Source organism: Microbacterium sp. K36 (assembly GCF_004794355.1).
Lineage (GTDB): Bacteria > Actinomycetota > Actinomycetes > Actinomycetales > Microbacteriaceae > Microbacterium > Microbacterium paraoxydans_D.
Genome location: NZ_SSDN01000079.1, coordinates 1 through 19,080, shown reverse-complemented (window position 1 = coordinate 19,080; position 19,080 = coordinate 1). Strand labels below are relative to the sequence as shown.

Below are 19,080 nucleotides of genomic sequence, written 5' to 3'. Positions count from 1 at the left end.
GCACGACAATGACGCAGTACGCATTCGCCTCCGAGGCCGAGCTCGAGGAGGCGCTGGCCACCCCGAGCGACGGGCTCGTGGCCGACCTCGCCCAGGGCTCCGGAGACCTCGTGATCCTCGGTGCCGGCGGCAAGATGGGACCGACCCTGGCGATGCTCGCCCGGCGCGGCCTGGATGCCGCCGGCCGCACGGACGACGCCGTGTACGCGGTCTCCCGCTTCGGCGACGCCGCCATCCGCGAGCGCCTGGAGGCCGCGGGGGTCCGCGTCGTGCCGTTCGACCTCATCGAGAACGACGACCTCGCCGGTCTCCCCGACGCCCCGAACGTGGTGTTCATGGTGGGCGCGAAGTTCGGCGCCGCGACCAACGCCTCCTGGGCGTGGGAGGTCAACGCGGCTCTTCCCGACCGCATCGCCCGCCGCTACCGCGACAGCGCGATCTCGGTGCTCTCCACCGGGAACGTGTACCCGTTCGTCCCGGCCGCCTCGGGCGGCGCCGCCGAGGAGACCACGCCCGCGCCGATCGGCGAGTACGCGCAGTCCTGCCTCGGTCGGGAGCGCGTGTTCGAGTTCGGGGCGCAGGAGCGCGGCACCAAGGTCGCGATCATCCGCCTGAACTACGCCGTCGACCTCCGCTACGGCGTGCTCGCCGACATCGGCAGCGCCGTGCACGCGGGGGAGCCGGTCTCGGTCGCCACCGCCAACGTCAACGTGATCTGGCAGGGCTACGCGAACGAGGTCGTGCTGCGCAGCCTCGTGCATGCCTCCACCGAGCCGTTCGTGATCAACCTCACCGGTCCGGAGCTGCTCAGCGTCTCCTCCATCGCCCATCGCTTCGGCGCGCTGTTCGAGCGGGAGGTCGAGATCGTCGACGAGCCGCAGCCGACCGCGCTGCTCAGCGACGCCCGCCGGTGCATGGCCCTGTTCGGCTATCCGTCCGTCTCCGCCGAGGAGCTCATCCGCATGCAGGCCGGCTGGATCCGCGACGGACTGCCGATGATCGCCAAGCCCACGAAGTGGGCCGTGCGGGACGGGAAGTTCTGATGACCGACGCCGCAGCACACACGGCGACCGTGCCGTCGCTGCGCCCTGAGGCCGCCGCGACCCTCGCCCGCGGTGCCGTGATCCCGGCGCATCCGCTCGCCCTCACCGCCGCGCGCACGCTCGACGAGCGGCGGCAGCGGGCGCTCTCCCGTTACTACCTCGACGCCGGGGCCGGCGGCCTCGCCGTCGGCGTGCACACGACGCAGTTCGAGATCCGCGACCCGGAGCACGCGCTCTTCGAGCCGGTGCTCGCGCTGGCCGCGGAGGAGATGGACGCCCGCGACGACGCGACCCTCGTGCGCATCGCCGGCGTGGCGGGCGACACGGCCCAGGCGGTCGCCGAGGCGGAGCTCGCCCGCTCCCTCGGCTACGACGCCGTGCTGGTGAGTCCCCGCGTCGCGGGTGCGGACGAGCGTGCCCTGCTCGACCGCGCCCGCGCCGTCGGCGAGGTGCTGCCGCTGGTCGGCTTCTACCTGCAGACCGCGATCGGCGGACCGGTGCTCGACCGCGAGTTCTGGCGGGAGTTCGCCGCGATCCCGTCCGTCGTCGCCGTGAAGGCTGCTCCCTTCGACCGCTACCGCACGCTGGAGCTCGTGCGGGGCGTGGCCGCCTCGGGGCGCGCCGACGAGATCGCGCTGTACACGGGCAACGACGACGCGATCGTCGCCGACCTGCTCTCCGAGTTCCACGTGGACTCCCCGTCCGGGCGGCGCACCCTCCGGTTCGTCGGCGGGCTGCTCGGCCAGTGGGCGGTCGGCACGCACGCGGCGGTCGCGCTGCTGGAGCGGGTGCATCGCGCCCTGGCGGGAGACGCGGAGGCCTACCGCGAGGTGGGACGCCGCGCCTCGGACATGGTGGACGTGAACCAGGCCGTGTTCGACCCGGGCAACGACTTCCACGGGGTCATCGCCGGGGTGCACGAGATGCTCCGCCAGCAGGGGCTTCTCGAGGGCACCTGGTGCCTCGACCCGGCCGAGGGCCTCTCCCCGGGACAGGCGGAGGAGATCGCCCGCGTCCGGCAGGCGTACCCGGAGCTCAACGACGACGCGTTCATCGCCGAGAACCTCGAGGCCTGGCTGCGATGACCGCCGGGACGAGCGCTCCGACCGTGGTCGCGGTCGTCTCCGCGGAGCTGTTCGCCGAGTTCTTCTCGCCCGACGATTCGGCGCGCCTGGAGGCCGTCGCGGCGCGGCTCGGCGGGACGTTCGTGCGGGTGGACCGGCTCGCGGGTGCGGTGCTCGACGAGGCGCGCGTCGTGGTGACGAGCTGGGGCGTGGGTCCTTTCGATCACGCCGTGCTCGCCACGCTCCCGAAGCTGGAGCTCATCGCGCACACGGGTGCCACGATCAAGCCGTTCGCGACCGACGCGCTGTTCGACCGCGGCGTGCGGGTGACGCAGGCCGGGGCGGGGATGGCCCGGTCGGTGGCGGAGGTCTCGCTGACCTTCACGCTCGCCCTGCTGCACCGGGTGCCGGAGATGCACGACGCGCTGCGCGCCGGCGACGGCTGGTGGGACGCGGAGGCCGTCGGGGTGCAGCACGAGATCCTCGGCGCGCCCATCGCGGTCATCGGCGCCTCCCGGACCGGGCGGGCGTACCTCGAGCTCCTCCGTGCGCTCGGCGCACAGCCGCTGCTCGTCGATCCCACGCTCGACGCGGCCGAGGCGTCGTCCCTCGGGGCGGAGCTCGTGACGCTCGACGAGGCGCTCCGCCGTGCGCAGATCGTCGCGGTGCACGCCCCGACCCTGCCGGAGACGCATCACCTGATCGGTGCGCGCGAGCTCGCGCTGATGCCGGACGGGGCGGGCCTGGTCAACACGGCGCGGTCCTGGCTGGTCGACGAGGCCGCCCTGCTCGCCGAACTGCGTCGTGGCCGGTTGAGTGCGGCGATCGACGTGTTCGACGAGGAGCCGCTGTCCGCGGAGAGTCCCTTCCGTTCGGCACCGCGCGTGCTGCTCACTCCGCACCGCGCGGCCGGGACCAGGGAGGGCCGGCTGCGGCAGGGGCGGATCGTCGCCGACGAGCTCGACGCCTTCGCCGCGGGGCGTCCGCTCGCACACGCCGTCGACCGCGCCCAGCTCTCCTCGATGGCATGAGCGCCGTGGTCGTGCGGTCGGCGCGGGCGGAGGACCAGCCCGCTCTCGCGGCACTGTGGGCGGCCGCCTTCACGCCGCCCCTCGCGCCGGACCAGTGGCTCGTGGACGACGAGAGGCTGAGCCACACGCTCGTCGCGGAAGACGACGAGGGCGTGTGCGGGTCGATCTACGGACTGCCGAAGAGCCTGCGGGAGTCGGACGGCGCGGTGGCGCGGGTGCACGCGATCGGCAGCGTCGCGGTCGCCGAGCGGGCTCGGGGCCGGGGACTGGCCCACCGGCTCGTGGCCGCCACCCTGGACGCGGCGGGTGACGCCGACTGGGCCCTGCTGTTCACCGGAACCCCCGAGGTGTACCGGTCGAGCGGCTTCACGACCTTCTCGATGCCCCGCACGATGGCCGGACCGTGGGCGGCGTCGGCGACGGCCGTGGAGCCCGCCTCGGTCGTGCGCGAGTCCGTGGGACTCGGCGTCCTCGGCCCGCTGCGCGAGGTCTACGAGCGCTCCCGCACCGGTGCGGTCGTGCTCGCCCCGGTGCGCGGCGACCGCGACTGGACGATGGCGGAGGTGCGACTGCGGGGCGCGACGCTGTACCGGCTCGACGAGGCGCAGGCGACGGTCGGGTACGCGGTGGCGGAGGTGCGCGACGGCGTCGGGCTGCTGCACGAGAGCGCGACCGATCCCACTGCGGCCGATCCGGCCGGGGTGCGTCACGCGGTGCTGGAGGCCGTGGCCGCGGACTGGGCCGCGGCGGGCGTCCGCACCTGCGAGCTGGCCGTCCCCGCGCTGGCGGCGGAGGAGCGCGCTGTCCGCGCATTCGCTCCGGCGGCCGTGCGGCAGGACGACCGCACCGGGATGATCCGCCCGCTGCGCCGCGAGGCCCGGGTGGACGGCATCCGCCACTTCACGGCGGGCGACTACTTCTGAGCATCCGCTCGGAGAGCGCTGGGGATCGGGGACTGATCGGTGACCGCGATCCGGCCGAGGGCCGGACGCCTGACCGCGGCGAGGACGCCGCAAGGAGGATGAGCATGACCCAGCTGGACACCACCACCGAGACCGCGGCGATGCGCAGTCGACGGATGCTGCTCGCCGGTTTCGGCGCCGCCGCCCTGGGCGGGGTCGCCGCGATCGGCGCCCCCGCCGCCGCCCAGGCCGCCGGACCCGTCGTGCCGCAGGAGTCGTCGGGCTCGAAGAACGTCGCGCACGGAGGCGTCGCCACCGCCCTCGCGACGCGCAAGGGCAAGGACGGCGACCTCGTGCGCACGAGCGGCTACGCGGCCCCCGGCGACGGCGGTGACGGGCTCTACCGCTTCGTGAAGAAGGACGCCTCCGCGGCCAACGGCGGCACGGTGCTCGCGGGGCCGAAGGGCGGCGCCTGGGTGCTCGTGCACGACGGCACGGTCGACTTCCGGAAGTTCGGCATCATGGACGCCTCCGCGCCCGCGGACGACGCGCTCGACGCGATGGTGGGCGACGCCCGGGTACGGCGCGTGGAGGCGCACACCGACCTCAACTTCGTGCGTCGTCACAAGTTCTCCCGGTCGAACATCGCCTTCGACTTCGGGCACCACCTCATGACGACCGAGGGCATCGAGAACGCCGGGAAGGACGACCCCTTCGCGGCCGTCATGTTCTTCCGCGGCGAGGTGACCGACTCGGTGCAGGAGGCGAAGCTCGGCGAGGACGTGCCCGACCTCGCCGACATCTTCCCCGTCGCGGACTCGTCGTTCTTCGCGGTCGGGGAGTGGTATGCCGCCGAGGTCAACGCGCTGTCTGGTCGCTGGGAGCGCGAGCTGCAGCGGCTGGTCCAGGTGACCCAGATCGTCGACGGCCGGCACATCCGCGTGAACTACAAGAACGGCTGGCCCCTCGGCAAGGACCGCACGATGACCTGGCGGCACGTGAAGCCGGTGCAGGACGTGACGGTGTCGAACCTGAAGTTCCTCGGCAAGGGGACGGACGAGTACACGGGGTCGCACCCGCTGGCCTTCGAGTACGCGGTGCGCTGCGACGTGGACCACATCGACGGCACGGCGACCTTCTGGCCGCTGATCCAGCGCCGGTGGAACACGTACTTCACCACGGAGAGCTGCACGCTGAAGAACCCGACCTCCGTCACGTGGGGTGGAGCCGGCTACCTGACGCAGCAGATCTACTGCCTGTACGGGTACGTCGCCAACTGCCACACCGCCAACGCCCGGCACCTCAACGACTTCACCGCGAGCGCCTACTGCCTCGTGGAGAACTGCCACGGCGACGGCGACGACCAGGGTCCGTTCGTCACGCACGGCCAGTACGAGCACGACCTCACCTACACGGGCAACTCCGGGCTCATGACGTTCGCGAACTCCGGCGCTGCGTGGGGCTCGGCCGCCAAGCGCATCACCGTCCGCAAGCACGTGTGCTCGTGGTTCGTCGCGCGGGTGCGCATCACCGACCTGACGCTGGAGGACGTGCAGGTGATCGGCAAGCCCTCGCTGTCGGGCTCCGGGATGCTGTGGATCAACGCGGACGGTGCGCAGCTGCGCGGCTGCACCGCCTCGGACACGCTCGTCATCACCCAGGCCTCCGACAACTCCGCCCGGCCGACCGTGATCGCCGACTCGCACTTCACGTTCGTCGCTCCCGGCGAGCTCACCAATGCGACGGTGAAGACGCCCGTGACCTTCGTCGACACCGTGCTCGACCGGGTGGGCGGCATGAAGATCAACGGGCCGGGTGCGGTCACCTTCCGTGGCTCGACCCTCACCGCGCCGGACGACGCCGCCCCCATCTCCTCGGCGACGGCGAAGCTGCGCGTCGAAGGCTCCACGCTCCGCAACGCCCGCATCGCGGCGGCCTCGAAGGATCGTCAGGTCGTCGAGATCGCGGGATCCGAGGTGTCGGCGAAGGGCGGGACGACGGTGTCGCGGTCGGGTGCGGGCGAGCTGCACCTGACGCTCGCCGACAGCACGTTCCGGGCCGAGGGGGCGACCACGCATGTCGCCGTGACGAGCGGCGCGACCCACTACCGCGCGGTCGGCAACCGGTTCGAGGGCGGCGCCCTGGAGCTCCGCGACGACGCCTTCGGCACCGGCTCGACGCTGCTGCACACCGGCAACGTGGAGGCCGGCGTCACCCGCACGGCGTTCCCCGCCGAGGGCGACCGCGTCGTCGACACCGCCAACCTCGTCGTCGGCTGACCCGCCGGGCACGACTTCGGAGCTGCGGCGCGACCCGCCGCCTCCCCGGCCCCGCCTACGGCGTGTCGCCGGGGGTCTCCGAAGTCGTGCCCGGGCGGTGCCGGGGGCTGTCCGGGTTCAGGAGCGAGTGCCGGCGGCTGTAGGCGAAGTACACGACGAGTCCGATCACGAGCCAGACCCCGAACCGGAGCCACGTCTCGGGGTGGAGCTGCGAGATGAGGAAGAGCGAGAAGCCCACCCCGACGATCGGGACCACGGGCATGAACGGCAGCCGGAACGTCCGCGGCGCATCCGGCTTGGTGTAGCGGAACACGATCACGGCGATGCAGACGACGACGAAGGCGGCGAGGATGCCGATGTTCGTGAGGTCGGCGACGGCGCGGATGGGGAACACCCCCGCGAAGAACGCCGCGCCCAGCCCCGCGATCCAGGTGACCCGCTGCGGGACGCCGCGGCGGTCGACCCGCGCGAACCAGCCGGGGAGCAGTCCGTCGCGGCTCATGCTGAACCACACCCGGGTGGCGCCGAGCAGGAACGTGAGCATGACGGTGAGGATCGACACGACGGCGAACACCGAGATGACGGAGGCGACGACCGGGAGCCCCACGCCCGTGAACGCCGAGGCGAAGCCCGCCTTCGGATCGATGTCCTGGTAGTTCTGCATGCCCGTGAGCACGAGCGTCGCGGCGACGTAGAGCACCATGGCGATCACGAGGGACAGGATGATCGCCTTCGGCATGTGCCGACGCCCGTCCTTCGCCTCCTCGGCGGCCGTGCTCATCGCGTCGTAGCCGAACACCGCGAAGAACACCGTCGCGGCACCGGTGAAGACGGGGCCGAAGCCGTTCGGCAGGAAGGGATCGTAGTTGGCGGGGTCGATGAAGAAGACGCCGAGGACGACGATGAACACCACGAGGAGGATCTTGATGGCCACGGCGACGAGTTCGAAGCGGCCGAACGTGCGGGTGCCGCGGCTCAGCAGGAACGTCACGAACAGGCAGATGAGGATGGCCGGGATGTTGACCACACCCCCTGGCTGGTCGGCGGTCTCCGTGATCGCGGTCGGCAGCTCCAGCCCGAATCCGGAGAGGAATGCGTCGAGATAGCCGGAGATGCCGATCGCGACGACGGCCACGATGGCGACGTACTCCAGGAGCAGGTCCCAGCCGATGAACCAGCCGACGAGTTCGCCGAGCGCGACGTAGCCGTAGCTGTAGGCGGAACCGGCCCGCGGGATCATGCCGGCGAACTCCGCGTACGACAGCGCGGCCGCTGCCGACGCGAGCCCGGCGATGAGGAAGGAGAGGACGACGGCGGGACCCACGGCGGGAGTCGTCGCATCGCCGTGGGCGACGAGTCCGGCGAGTGAGAAGATCCCGACGCCGACGATGCCGCCCACGCCGATCGCGGTGAGCTGCCAGAGCCCGAGCGTCCGGAACAGACCGCTCCCGCCCGACTCCTCCGTCATGTCGCTGACGGGCTTGCGGCGCCACACGGACGTCGTGGAACGGGGTCGATCTGTCCGGGGCATCGTCGCCTTCTCTCGTCAGGAACGGGAGAACGTTACCTTCGCCGACGCGCCGTCACAAGACCGTGGATCCGGCGGCGGACGCGGTGCAGCAGCGGCGTCTCCAGGTAGATCACGAGGGGGACGGCGATGGTGACGAGCACCAGCGTGCGCACGACGATCGGGAGTCCGGAAAGCGGCGCGGCGAGGACGAGGTTCAAGACCGTGAGGGTCGGGAAGACGGCGATCCAGATCATCAGCGCGAGCTGGTGCTGCGTGGGCGGGGGGACGGGGGTCGCCGTCGGGGCGGGTGCTGTGGACATTGCTGTGTTCCTTCTCTCTCGGGGGTCAGGCGCCGCGGTGGGTCGCGAGCTGGGCGGCGAGGTCGTCGTCGGTGAGGTCGGCGTTGAGAGCGATCGCGGCGGCGGAGCCCTGCCCGGCCGCGGTGATGAGCTGCGCGCGCGGATCGGCGACGTTCCCGGCGACGGAGACCCCTGGCACGCTCGTGCGCCCGCCGGCATCGTGCCGGACCCACCCGTTCTCGTCGGTCTCGCAGCCGAGAACGTGGAGGAGGGCGTCGTGAGCGCGCATCTCGGGGCGGACGAACACCGCGGCGCGCTCGACGTGCGTGCCGTCGCTCAGCTCCACGCTCTGGAGGCGGTCGGCCTCGACGATGAGGCGGGAGACCTCGCCCGGATGCACCCGGACGCCGCGCGCGTCGAGACGTTCCCGCTCGTCGTCCGTGAGCGGCCGGGTGTGGGGGAAGTAGACGACGTCGGCGGACCACTGGGCGATGAGGAGCGCGTGGGCGACCGACGCAGCCGTGCCGCCGATCACCCCGAGAGCGCGATCCCGCACCTCGTACCCGTGGCAGTACGGGCAGTGCAGCACATCGCGCCCCCAGCGCTCCCGCAGACGAGGGATGTCGGGGATCTCGTCGCGCAGGCCCGTGGTGACCAGCACCCGTCGGGCTTCCAGCCGTCGCCCGTCGTCGAGGGTGGCCGTGAAGCCCGGGGACAGCTCGGCGACGCGTCCGTCGATGATCGTGCCTCCGTAGCCCGCGACCTCGTCGCGACCGCTCGCGAGCAGCGCAGCGGGCGCGGCGCCGTCCCGGGAGAGGAAGCCGTGCAGGTGCGCCGCGGGGGCGTTGCGGGGCTCCCCCGCATCGACGATCGCGACCGTGCGTCGGGCGCGGAGCAGGACCAGGGCGGCGCTGAGGCCGGCGGCACCGCCGCCGACGATGAGCACATCGAATCTCTTCATGCCAGGAGAGTCGCCCCGGAGGTGCCGGGCCGGCAAACTTCTTTGCTGCTCCTGGGAAATGCGGCCAGACTGAGGACGTGCAGGGGGACGAGATCGACGCGACGCTCGACGGCGTGGGCCCGCGGTTGCGGTGGCTCCGGAAGCAGCGGGGGATGACGCTGACCGACCTGGCCGACGCCACGGGGATCTCCACGAGCACGCTCTCGCGGTTGGAGACCGGGCAACGCCGACCGAGCCTCGAGCTTCTCCTCCCGCTCGCCCGCGCCCACCGGGTGCCGTTGGACGACCTCGTCGGGGCGCCCGACGTCGGAGATCCGCGCGTGCGATTGAAGCCGCGCCGCGTGCACGGCCGGATCGTCGTGCCGCTGACCCCGCACGCCGGTCCGGTCCAGGCCTGGAAGATCCTCATCCCGGGGAGTCAGGTGAATCCGCGTCCCCGGGCGCACGAGGGGCGCGAATGGCTCTACGTGCTCAGCGGCACCATGCGGTTGATCCTCGGCACGCGCGATCTGCGCATGGGAGCCGGTGAGGTCGCCGAGTTCGACACGCACGTGCCGCACTGGTTCGGGAGCGCGGACGGGGAGCCCGCCGAGGTGCTCAGCCTGTTCGGCCGACAGGGCGAACGCGTCCACGCGGGCGAGTCGGGCGCGCAGCCCGAGGGGTGACGGCCGAGGCCCACGCCTCGGGGGCGATCAGCGGACGAGCTCGGCGATCCAGTCGGTGGCGATGACCGCTTCCCGGCGCTGGAAGTCGCGGAGCGTCGTCATCCCGTCCGGCGCGGGAAGACGGCACTTCTCGAACCAGGCGCCGCCTGCGGCGGACAGGAGGGCGACATGGTCCTGCGTGGTCGACCCGGCGAAGACGGGGTGATCGAGCAGGGGATCGACCTCGGCCGCGGCGTCCTCGACGCGGAGGTCGAGCAGGTAGAGGAGGGCGTCCTCCCACCCCGCGCCGCGGGCCGCCCACGGCCAGTCGAGCAGCCGTGCGCGGCCGGAGGCCTCGATGAGGATGTTGTCGGCCCGGAGGTCGGCGTGCAGGAGCCGATCGCCCGCGACCGCGGTGCCCACGCGTTCCGCCGCCGTGCGGAGGAGGTCGACGTTCTGCGCGCACCACGGCGTCGTCGTCTCCAGGAGCCCGGCCTCCTCGAGCCGTCGCCAGGATCCGGAGTCGTCGTGCAACTCGTCGGCGAGGCGGGGAAGCGTGCGCGGCGCCTCGGCGGTGGCCAGGGCGGCGATCGCATCCAAGACGTGCGCGGTGTCGGGCGCGGTGGCCGAGCGTTCCGGATGACGACCCTCGACGTCTTCGATGAGAAGCACCGCCCACCCGTCCGCGGTGAAGGCGTCGACAAGGTGCGCGGCGGGGAGGGAGCGGGGAATCGCGCCGAGCACCTCGGCCTCCCGCACGTAGAGCGCGAACGTGCCTTCCGCGGACTCCTGCACCGCCTTGACGAACAGCCGCCGTCCGTCGGCGAAGGTCAGCCGTGAGGCCAGTCCCGCGGAGAAGCCGCCGTCCTGCGACTGCGCCCGGGCCACCGGGGAACCGGCGAACTCCTCGACCCGGGCTCGGAGAGCGGGAGGGAGCTGAGTCCAATCGAGGCGCGCCATCGCCCCAGCGTAGACGGCGCTCAGCCCCCGGACACGCCGACGAGCGCGGCGCTGCGCCGCCAGAGGGCCTCGGCGAGAGCGGGGTCGTGCACCTGCGGGTTCACGCGGGTGCTGAGGACCCGCTCGTCGTAGTAGCCGCCGGAGATCCAGGTCTCGCCCGGCGTGCCCTCGAGGAACCAGCGCAGCGTCGCGCCGCCGCGGTCGCTGCCGATGAGGACGAGGCGGCGCAGTGGGGTGCGGTAGACGAGGCGCATGATGCTCGACGACTCGGCGGCGAAGTTCGTCGCCACGGTGCCGGGGTGGAAGGCCACCGCGCTGAGTCCCTGCGCATGGAACTTCCCGTGCAGGCTCTTCGCCATCAGGACGTTGGCGAGCTTGGCGTCGCCGTACGCCTTGTTCGGGGAGTACCGGCGGGTGTTGTCGAGGTCGTCGACGTCGAGGTGCCCGAAGAGGCGATGGGCGACGCTGGAGGTGTTCACGACCGCGCCGCGGGCGGCGAGCAGCTGCGGGAGCAGGAGGTTCGTCAGCAGGAACGGGGCGAGGTGGTTCACCTGCATCGTCTTCTCGTGCCCGTCGACCGTGGGGGTGCGGTCGCCGAAGATGCCGCCGGCGTTGTTGGCCAGCACGTCGATGCCCGCTGCACCCACGGCGTCCGCGAGCTGGGCGGCGAGCGCGCGCACGTCGTCCAGGCGCGCGAAGTCGGCGGTGAACCACTCCGCGCCGGTCTCGTCCGCGACGGCCCGCATCTTGTCGGGCGAACGGCCCACGAGGAGCAGGCGGTGCGGGGATCCGGCGAGCTGGCGGGCGGCGGCGGCGCCGATCCCGTCCGAGGCTCCGGTCAGCACGATGGTGCGTGCGGCCACGGCGGCGCTCACTCGGCCGACGGCGTGATGCGGCGGACGGCCCTGGTCACGTGCTCGGCGATCACCGCGCGCGCCTGCTCTGGATCGCCGGTCGCGATGGCGTCGACGATCTGCTGGTGGCTGCGCACGTGCTCCTCCTGCTCGGCGGGGTCGAGGGCGGAGTTGGCCGCCTGGATGAACCCGGCGATCCGGCCACGGAGCTGGGCGCTGAGTTCGTCGAGGAACCGGTGCTCGGCGAGGTCGGCGAGGGTCTCGTGGAAGAGGCGGTCCTGGCGCAGGACCTCGGCCACGTCGCCCGGCGCCGCCGCCGCCATGGCCTGGATGATCGCTTCCAGCCGGGCCGCCGACTCGTCGTTCCACCGCTCCTGCACCCGGATCGCCATGAACTGCTCCAGCACGATCCGCAGGCTCGAGATCTCCTCCAGGTCCTGTGCGCTGAGCTGGGCGACGCGGGCGCCGCGGCGGGGCTCGCGGGTGATGAGGCGCTCCTCGGCGAGCCGGGTCAGGGCCTCGCGCACGGGGATGTGGCTGACGCCGAGACGGTCGGCGAGCTTGCGCTCCACGAGGCGCTCGCCCGGGGCGAGCTCTCCGGAGTGGATCGCCGCCCGGAGCTCGTCCGTGACCTGCTCGGCGATGTTCTGATCCGACACGCTGCGCATCCGGGGCCCTTCTCGATCTCGCGCGGCCCGGTGCTCGTCGAGCGGGGCTCCTTCGCTCGGTCGATGCTATGGCATGAGTCCGGGACTGGACAGGAGCCGCGCGGTGCTAGATGCTATAGCAAAGCCCGAAAACGATGACGAAGGAGTTGTCATGTCCGGTAGAGAGACGCTCGCGCAGGCGCGCGCCGCGGAGGACGCGGTGGGAGCCGCCGCCATGAAGAAGGCGATCTGGAGGCTCGGTCCGTTCCTCGGACTGCTCTACCTCGTCGCCTACATCGACCGGAACAACGCGGGCTTCGCGAAGCTGGAGATGACCGCCGCCCTCCAGATCACCGAGGCCGCATTCGGCTTCGCGGCGGGCATCTTCTTCATCGGCTACCTGCTGTTCGAGGTGCCGAGCAACCTGCTGCTGGAGAAGTTCGGCGCCCGCAAGTGGATCGCCCGCATCATGATCTCCTGGGGCATCGTCGCGGCGCTGACCGCGTTCGTGCAGGACGCGACCCAGTTCGCGATCGCGCGCTTCATCCTCGGGATCGCGGAGGCCGGGTTCTTCCCCGGCGTGCTGCTCTACCTCACGTTGTGGTTCCCGCGGCAGTACCGCACGCAGGTGCTCGCCGTCTTCGTGCTCTCGAACCCGATCGCCAACGCGGTCGCCGCGCCGCTGTCCGGCTGGATGCTGGAGCTGCACGGGCTGTGGGGCCTGGACGGCTGGCAGCTCGTCTTCCTGCTGCAGGGCATCCCGGCAGTCCTGCTCGCGTTCGTCGTGTTCTTCTGGCTCCCCGACCGCCCGCAGGACGCGCGCTGGCTGACCCCCGCCGAGCAGCGCTGGATCACCGACACGCTCGCCGCCGAGACCCAGGCGACCGAGCAGCGGCACGGACGCCTGCGGCTGGGCGAGGTCTTCCGCAACGGCCGCCTCTGGACGCTCATCGTGCTCTTCTTCGGCGTCGTGTTCGGTGCCTACGGGCTGGGGATGTGGCTGCCGACGATCGTGAAGAGCATGGGCGACTTCTCGAACGCCACCACCGGCTGGCTCGTGGCGCTGCCGAACCTGTGCGCGGCCCTCGTGATGCTGCCGTGGGAGCGCGCCGCCCGGAAGCAGGGCAACATCCCGCTGCAGATCGGCATCACGCTCAGCATCACCGCCCTGTCGCTCATCGCGGCGGTCGCGGCGCAGGGCACGCCGGTGCTCGCGCTCGCCGCGCTGTGCGTCGGGATGTCGGCGCTCTTCTCGACCACCCCGCTGTTCTGGAGCCTGCCGCCCATGGTGCTCACCGGCACGGCGGCCGCGGCCGGCCTCGCCTTCATCAACTCGGTCGGCAACCTCGCCGGCTTCGCGGGACCCTACGCGATCGGCTGGATCAGCGAGACCACGGGGTCGGCGGTGTGGGGCCTGCTCCTCATCTCGGGGCTCACGCTGCTCGGAGCGACGATCGCCTTCGTGCTCAGCCGCCGCACGGACTTCACGACGGCGCCCGCGCTCGCCGTCGAAGCGTCCAGCGCCCGCCGGTGACCGGTCCGGGCCGGCGGTCGTGACGAGAACGTGACCCCGCCGGCCTGGTTCGCTCTAGACGCCGTTTGCCTTTTGCTACATGCTATAGCGCAACACCCTTACCCGAAGCACCACCCGACCTTGGAGGCACCCATGTCGCGTCGTCGTGTTCGGCTCGGCGGAGCAGCGATGCTGCTGACCGCCGCGCTCATCACCGCTGGTTGCAGCACCTCATCCACCCCCGACGGCCAGGCGCAGGACGGCGGCACCCTCACCGTCGCCGCCGCGCAGGGCATCCCGCAGCTCAATCCCGCCATCCGCACGTTCGCGTGGGAGGAGGTGCTGTTCCCGCTGCTGTGGAACGGCCTCACCAAGACCGACGAGTCCGGCGAGGTCGTCGGCGATCTCGCCGAGAGCTGGGAGGCGTCCGCCGACCAGAAGACCTGGACCTTCACGCTCCGTGACGGTGTGACGTTCTCGAACGGCGAGGACTTCACCGCCGACGACGCGGTGGCCGCGTTCGACTACTACCTCGACCCGGACACGGCGACGCAGGAGAAGAACAAGATCTCCATGGTCACCGACGTCACCGCGCCGGACGAGAAGACCGTCGTGGTGACGCTGTCCGAGCCCATCGCGACCTTCCCCGCGGGCATCGTCTGGGTGAAGATGATCGACGTCGACGCGCTCGACACCATCGACAAGGAGCCCATCGGCACCGGTCCCTACGTCGTGGACGCCTTCACGCCGGACGACAGCCTCACCCTCGTCCCCAACCCGGAGTACTTCGGCGAGGCCCCGGCGCTCGACGAGATCACGATCGTGAAGGCCGCCGAGTCCACCGCCGCGGTCACCGGCCTGCGTTCCGGCGACATCGACGTGCTGTGGTCCGTGCCGCAGGGCGACGTGGCGGGGCTGGAGGGCGGCGACATCGCCCTGGTGAAGCCCGAGAACCCGAGCCAGTGGCCGTCGTGGGAGATCGACACGACGTCGCCGCCGTTCGACGACGTGCGCGCCCGGCAGGCCCTCGCCTACGCGATCGACCGCGAGGCCATCCTCGACGCCGCCTACTACGGCCAGGGCACGGTCTCGCCGACGAACAACGCGCTCGGCGAGGTGAACCCCTGGTTCGGCGGCGAGCTGACCGACTACTCCTACGACCTGGACAAGGCGAAGGAGCTGTTCGCCGAGGCCGGCGTGACCGAGGGCAGCACGCTCACCTGGTGGGGCGTGGCCGGACAGTACCCCGAGTGGAACACGAGCGGCGAGATCCTGCAGGCGAGCCTGAAGGAGATCGGCATCACGCTAAAGATCGACAACAACGACATCGGCACCTGGGTCGACGCGTTCTACCCCGCGGGCAAGAGCTACCCCGGATACATCGTGCCGAACTTCCAGTCCACCCCGCCCGAGCCGGCCTACTCGCTGAACTTCTACCTGGAGGGACGGTGCGAGTGCAACTGGGTCGACCCCGACTTCCAGACCGCGTTTGCGGATGCCGTGGCCGAGCCGGACGAGACTGCGCGGGCCGACAAGTGGGGCACCGTGCAGACCATCATCAACGAGCAGGTGCCGCTCATCGTGCCCCTGCAGTCGACGGTCGTCACCGCCACCAGCACGGCGGTCGACGGCGTGTGGGTCGAGGGCGGCGGACAGCTGCACCTCGAGGGCGCGCAGCTGAAGGGCTGACGTGGTCCTCTCCGTCCTCCGGCGGGTGGCGATCAGCATCGCGATGCTGATCGCCACCTCGCTCCTCGTCTTCGTCGTGCTCCGGCTGCTGCCGGGCGACCCCGTCATCACCCGCCTCGGCTCGACGCCGGGCGTGGATGCCGAGACCATCGCCCGGCTCCGGGAGGAGGCCGGCCTCGACGCCCCCGTCATCGAGCAGTACCTGCGCTGGATCGGCGGCGTCTTCACGGGCGACTTCGGTCAGTCCTACTTCAACCAGTACTCGGTGACGGAGCTCATCGCCCAGCGCCTTCCCGCGACGCTGGAGCTGACGCTCATCGGCGTGCTCCTGGCCGTGCTCATCGCCACCCCGGCGGCCGTGTTCGCCTCGCTGCGTCCGCTCGGCGTGGTCGACCGGGTGCTCACCGCGATCTCGACCGCGGGCATGGCCCTTCCGCAGTTCCTCATCGGCATCGTGCTCATCGTCGTGTTCGCCGTGCAGCTCAAGGTGCTGCCGGCCCGCGGCTACACGCCGTTCGCGGAGGACCCCGCCGAGAACCTCGTGCGCATGATCCTCCCCGGCCTCACCCTCGCCTTCGCGGCGGCGCCGCTGCTCATGCGGTTCCTCCGGGCCTCGATGGTCGAGGTGCTGGACGCCCCCTACATCCGCACCGCGAAGGGCAAGGGACAGTCGGCGAGCGGCGTCGTGCTCGGCCACGCGCTCCGCAACGCCCTGATCCCCGGGCTCACGATGCTCGGCCTGATCGTCGGCTACACCCTGGGCGGCGTGGTGATCGTGGAGTACGTGTTCGGCGTCCCCGGACTGGGCTCGCTCGCGATCGACGCGGTCTTCAAGCGGGACTATGCGGTGCTGCAGTCGGTCGTGCTGCTGATCTCCGCGATGTTCATCCTCACCACGCTCATCGTCGACCTCCTCTACGGGGTGCTCGACCCGCGTCTTCGTGCAAGGAGCAGCCGTGGCTGACACCCTCACCCTCGCGCTGCGCTCCGCGCGTCCTCGTCGGCGGTTCGCCGTCGCCTCCTGGATCCCGCTGGGGCTGCTGGCGATCATCGTCCTCGCCTGCGTGCTCGCCCCGCTCCTGGCCCCGTACGACCCCGCGGCGCAGTCGTCCGACCGGTTCGCCGGTCCCTCGGCGGCGCACCTCTTCGGGACCGACGAGCTGGGCCGCGACCTCTTCAGCCGCGTGCTCTACGGCGGCCAGCTCACCGTGTTCATCGCCGGGGGCGCGACCCTCGTGGCCATGGTGCTCGGCATCGCCTGGGGTATGGCGGCGGCGTTCGCCCGCGGCTGGGTCGACGAGATCCTCATGCGCCTCGCGGACACGGTCATGGCGATCCCGCAGATCCTCTTCGCGCTCGTCTTCATCTCCGCCTTCGGCGCCGACCCCGTCAAGCTCGCCGTCATCATCGGGGTGCTCCTCACACCGACCACCGCGCGGCTCGTGCGGTCGTCGGTGCTCAGCGAACTCCAGGAGGACTACTTCACTGCGGCGGTGGCCTTCGGCTCGACCCGGCGCCGGCTGCTCTTCGCCGAGGTGCTCCCGAACGCCAAGGGGCCGATCGTCGTGCAGGCGGCCATCAACGCCGCCAACGCGATCCTCCTGGAGGCGTCGATGAGCTTCGTCGGGCTCGGCATCGCGCCGCCCGAGGCCACCTGGGGCACGCTCGTGCAGCAGGGCTACCAGAAGATGTACCAGTCCATCGGGTACGTGCTGTTCCCCGCCCTGTTCATCTTCGTCACCATCTGGCTGCTCAACGTGCTCGCCGACCAGTTCGGCGGCGATCGGAAGGGGAGGGGCCGATGACCGACCTCACGCCCGTCCTGCAGGTGCAGGACCTCACCGTCTCCTACGGCGACGTCATGCCCGTCCAGGGCATCACGTTCGCGGTGCGGCCCGGGGAGCGCATCGGCCTCGTCGGCGAATCCGGCTCCGGCAAGTCGCTCACGGCGCTGTCGATCATGCGGCTGAACGACGGGGCGACCCTCGGCGGCAGCATCCGGCTGCGCGACCGTGAGCTGCTCACGCTGAGCCCGCGGGAGATGACCCGCGTGCGCGGCGGCGAGATCGCGATGGTCTACCAGGACCCGATGTCGTCGCTGAACCCGGTCCGCACGATCGGGCACCAGCTCGTCGAGGCGATCCGGCTGCACGACCGGGTCTCGGCGGCGGCCGCCCGCGCCAGGGCCGTCGAGCTGCTGACCGAGGTCGGGGTGCCGCTGCCCGAGGAGCGTCTGGGCCAGTACCCGCACGAGTTCTCCGGCGGGATGCGGCAGCGCGTCATGATCGCGATGGCCATGTCGTCCCGGCCCGCGGTGCTCATCGCGGACGAGCCGACCACGGCCCTCGACGTGACGACGCAGTCCCGGATCATCGACCTCCTCGACCGGCTCGCGGAGGACCACGGGACTGCGGTCGTGCTCATCACGCACGACCTCGGCGTCGCCGCCGGGTTCTGCGAGCGCATCCACGTGATGCGGCACGGGCGCGTGGTCGAGGAGGGCCCGGTCGACCGCATCTACGCCGCCCCGGAGCACCCGTACACGCAGGCGCTCCTCGGCGCGGTCGTCGACCTCACGGTGGACGTGCAGCAGCCCATCCGCACCGCCGCGGAGGTGCTCGAACGCGGGACGGAGCCGCTCGCCGAGGCCGGGTCGATCAGCGCGGTGGATCGGGCGCGGGAGTCCGGCGACGTCCTGGTGGACGTGCAGGGCGTGTCGAAGGTGTTCACGCTCGGCTCCGGACGCCGGGTGACCGCGGTCGACGACGTGTCGTTCCAGATCCGGCGCGGCGAGACGGTCGGGCTCGTCGGCGAGTCGGGCTCCGGCAAGTCGACCGTGTCGAAGGCCGTGCTCGCGCTCGGCGGCATCGACGGCGGGACGGTCGTCTTCGACGGGCAGCGTCCGCACGACCTCGGCGGCGAGGAGCTGCGGCGGCTGCGCAAGCGCATGCAGATGGTGTTCCAGGACCCGTTCTCGGCCCTGAACCGGCGGCAGACCGTCGCGCAGATCATCGAGGCGCCGCTGCGCGCCCACGGCATCGGCACCCGGGCCTCCCGCGCCGAGAAGGTGCGCGAGACCATGCACCGCGTGCGCCTGGACGAGGAGTTCGCGCACCGGCTGCCGCGCTCGATGTCCGGCGGGCAGTGCCAGCGCGTGTCCATCGCCCGGTCGCTCGTGCTGGAGCCGGACTTCCTCGTGCTCGACGAATCGGTGTCGGCGCTCGACGTGTCGATCCAGGCGCAGGTGCTCAATCTGCTCCGGGAGCTGCAGGCCGAGCTCGGCCTCACCTACCTCTTCATCAGCCACGACCTGGCGGTGATCCGGTACATGTCCTCGACGGTCGCCGTGATGCAGCAGGGCCGCATCGTCGAGATCGGCGCGCGCGACGCGCTCTTCGCGAATCCGCAGCACGAGTACACGCGCGGGCTCATGGCGGCGATCCCCGTCGCCGACCCGGTCCTCGAGCGCCGACGGCGTGCGGAGGCCGCGGCGCTCTGGCAGACCCACGGCGGGCAGACGGGCGCGGTCCCCGCGACGACCGCCGGACGAGGAGGACGATGATGACCATCACGGATCAGGGGACGGGGCCCGCGGCGGACACCGCGGGTGCCGGCGCGGCGGTGCGGTCCACCGGCTCGAAAGGGTCGGGCGAGACCCGCCCCGTCTGGGCCTGCATGCTCGTG

The 19,080-nt window shown here is 71.7% G+C and carries 17 protein-coding genes; 11 read left to right on the top strand and 6 right to left on the bottom strand.

Annotated elements, in window-relative coordinates; translation table 11 throughout:
* The first annotated feature begins 8 nt into the window (after positions 1 to 8).
* From DW296_RS09385 to DW296_RS09365, 5 genes are all read left to right on the top strand, one after another.
* Positions 9 to 1,043, top strand: coding sequence for an NAD-dependent epimerase/dehydratase family protein (locus tag DW296_RS09385; RefSeq protein ID WP_136052009.1), 1,035 nt, complete (start codon positions 9 to 11; stop codon positions 1,041 to 1,043).
* A complete protein-coding gene (locus tag DW296_RS09380) occupies positions 1,043 to 2,128 on the top strand; it encodes a dihydrodipicolinate synthase family protein (RefSeq protein WP_136052008.1) in 1,086 nt (361 codons plus the stop codon). The genes DW296_RS09385 and DW296_RS09380 overlap by 1 nt, the downstream gene beginning before the upstream one ends.
* Positions 2,125 to 3,138, top strand: coding sequence for a hydroxyacid dehydrogenase (locus DW296_RS09375; RefSeq protein WP_136052007.1), 1,014 nt, complete (start codon positions 2,125 to 2,127; stop codon positions 3,136 to 3,138). The genes DW296_RS09380 and DW296_RS09375 overlap by 4 nt, the downstream gene beginning before the upstream one ends.
* Entirely contained in the window at positions 3,135 to 4,061 is a 927-nt protein-coding gene (locus DW296_RS09370) for a GNAT family N-acetyltransferase (protein ID WP_136052006.1), read from the top strand. Before DW296_RS09375 ends, DW296_RS09370 begins: the two co-directional genes overlap by 4 nt.
* Before the next feature lie 104 nt (positions 4,062 to 4,165).
* Complete coding sequence (locus DW296_RS09365; protein ID WP_136052005.1) at positions 4,166 to 6,319, top strand: peptidase C14; 2,154 nt, start codon at positions 4,166 to 4,168, stop codon at positions 6,317 to 6,319.
* A 55-nt stretch (positions 6,320 to 6,374) separates the two neighbouring features.
* Here DW296_RS09365 and DW296_RS09360 read toward each other — a convergent pair whose 3' ends face one another.
* Genes DW296_RS09360 through DW296_RS09350 form a run of 3 tightly spaced genes read right to left on the bottom strand, consistent with a single transcriptional unit; the run spans position 6,375 to position 9,089 of the window.
* On the bottom strand, positions 6,375 to 7,850 hold the full coding sequence (locus DW296_RS09360) for an APC family permease (RefSeq protein WP_126894533.1): 1,476 nt from the start codon (positions 7,848 to 7,850) through the stop codon (positions 6,375 to 6,377).
* Between the two features lie 32 nt (positions 7,851 to 7,882).
* Complete coding sequence (locus tag DW296_RS09355; protein WP_136052004.1) at positions 7,883 to 8,149, bottom strand: hypothetical protein; 267 nt, start codon at positions 8,147 to 8,149, stop codon at positions 7,883 to 7,885.
* Positions 8,150 to 8,174: 25 nt separating this feature from the next.
* Complete coding sequence (locus DW296_RS09350) at positions 8,175 to 9,089, bottom strand: NAD(P)/FAD-dependent oxidoreductase (protein WP_029989520.1); 915 nt, start codon at positions 9,087 to 9,089, stop codon at positions 8,175 to 8,177.
* A 77-nt stretch (positions 9,090 to 9,166) separates the two neighbouring features.
* On the opposite strand from DW296_RS09350, the gene DW296_RS09345 reads away from it, so the two are divergent.
* Positions 9,167 to 9,754: a helix-turn-helix domain-containing protein gene (locus DW296_RS09345; RefSeq protein WP_240743049.1), complete on the top strand. Its 588-nt coding sequence runs from the start codon at positions 9,167 to 9,169 to the stop codon at positions 9,752 to 9,754.
* A gap of 27 nt (positions 9,755 to 9,781) precedes the next feature.
* Here DW296_RS09345 and DW296_RS09340 read toward each other — a convergent pair whose 3' ends face one another.
* The 3 genes from DW296_RS09340 to DW296_RS09330 are packed head-to-tail and all read right to left on the bottom strand — an operon-like array spanning position 9,782 to position 12,215.
* Positions 9,782 to 10,693 (bottom strand): phosphotransferase, encoded by a 912-nt coding sequence (locus DW296_RS09340; protein ID WP_136052003.1) that lies wholly within the window; start codon positions 10,691 to 10,693, stop codon positions 9,782 to 9,784.
* 20 nt (positions 10,694 to 10,713) lie between these two features.
* Positions 10,714 to 11,556, bottom strand: coding sequence for an SDR family NAD(P)-dependent oxidoreductase (locus tag DW296_RS09335; RefSeq protein ID WP_136052002.1), 843 nt, complete (start codon positions 11,554 to 11,556; stop codon positions 10,714 to 10,716).
* Positions 11,557 to 11,564: 8 nt separating this feature from the next.
* Positions 11,565 to 12,215, bottom strand: coding sequence for a GntR family transcriptional regulator (locus tag DW296_RS09330; RefSeq protein ID WP_060922906.1), 651 nt, complete (start codon positions 12,213 to 12,215; stop codon positions 11,565 to 11,567).
* A gap of 151 nt (positions 12,216 to 12,366) precedes the next feature.
* Between DW296_RS09330 and DW296_RS09325 the strand changes: the two genes are divergently transcribed.
* The 5 genes from DW296_RS09325 (at position 12,367) to DW296_RS09305 (ending at position 18,958) form a co-directional block, all read left to right on the top strand.
* Positions 12,367 to 13,728, top strand: a complete 1,362-nt coding sequence (locus tag DW296_RS09325) for an MFS transporter (RefSeq protein ID WP_025104139.1) — start codon at positions 12,367 to 12,369, stop codon at positions 13,726 to 13,728.
* A gap of 132 nt (positions 13,729 to 13,860) precedes the next feature.
* A complete protein-coding gene (locus DW296_RS09320; protein WP_136052001.1) occupies positions 13,861 to 15,396 on the top strand; it encodes an ABC transporter substrate-binding protein in 1,536 nt (511 codons plus the stop codon).
* A gap of 1 nt (position 15,397) precedes the next feature.
* Complete coding sequence (locus DW296_RS09315; RefSeq protein WP_025104137.1) at positions 15,398 to 16,360, top strand: ABC transporter permease; 963 nt, start codon at positions 15,398 to 15,400, stop codon at positions 16,358 to 16,360.
* Positions 16,353 to 17,201, top strand: a complete 849-nt coding sequence (locus DW296_RS09310) for an ABC transporter permease (protein WP_205807921.1) — start codon at positions 16,353 to 16,355, stop codon at positions 17,199 to 17,201. The genes DW296_RS09315 and DW296_RS09310 overlap by 8 nt, the downstream gene beginning before the upstream one ends.
* The gene (locus tag DW296_RS09305; RefSeq protein ID WP_136051999.1) at positions 17,198 to 18,958 is read left to right on the top strand and encodes a dipeptide ABC transporter ATP-binding protein; all 1,761 of its coding nucleotides are present in this window, start codon (positions 17,198 to 17,200) and stop codon (positions 18,956 to 18,958) included. Before DW296_RS09310 ends, DW296_RS09305 begins: the two co-directional genes overlap by 4 nt.
* Positions 18,959 to 19,080: the final 122 nt, after the last annotated feature.